Origin of the sequence: Paenibacillus sinensis, assembly GCF_019904155.1 — a bacterium.
Classification (GTDB): domain Bacteria; phylum Bacillota; class Bacilli; order Paenibacillales; family Paenibacillaceae; genus Paenibacillus_AQ; species Paenibacillus_AQ sinensis.
The window spans coordinates 1-453 of sequence record NZ_JAHCMB010000017.1 but is presented as its reverse complement, the minus strand read 5'-3'; the positions used below and the strand labels follow the sequence as shown (position 1 = coordinate 453).

Below are 453 nucleotides of genomic sequence, written 5' to 3'. Positions count from 1 at the left end.
CACTCTTCAGCGCCAGGCTGTGGCTGCTGCCCGCTGCGATCGCAGTGACCCCGCTTAAGGTCGAAATAGCCGCCGGTACTGTTGCATCCACTGTGGTGCCATTTCCCAGCTGACCGCTGCTGTTCGTTCCCCACGACCAGACCGTGCCATCGCTCTTCAGCGCCAGTTTATGCCCGCTGCCCATTGCAATCGAAGTGATGTTGCTCAATCCCGCTACCTGAGTTGATGTTACACCGTTGCTCCATGCCCATACCGTACCGTCGCTCTTCAGCGCCAGATTCTGCCCCGACCCTGCCGCAATCGCCACGATACCGCTCAGACCGCTGACCGTTACCGGCACATTCCCATAGCCTGAGCCCCACGCCCATACGCTCCCGTCGCCTTTCAGTGCCAAGCTGTGGCTTGTCCCTGCCGCGACCGCTATCACGCCGCTCGTCAGACCACTCACCGCTA

Annotated in this window: 1 protein-coding gene; it reads right to left on the bottom strand. The window is 61.1% G+C overall.

Annotated elements, in window-relative coordinates:
- Nucleotides 1-453 (bottom strand): RCC1 domain-containing protein (locus tag KIH86_RS01110; protein ID WP_407672222.1); only part of this gene is annotated, 453 nt, incomplete at both ends.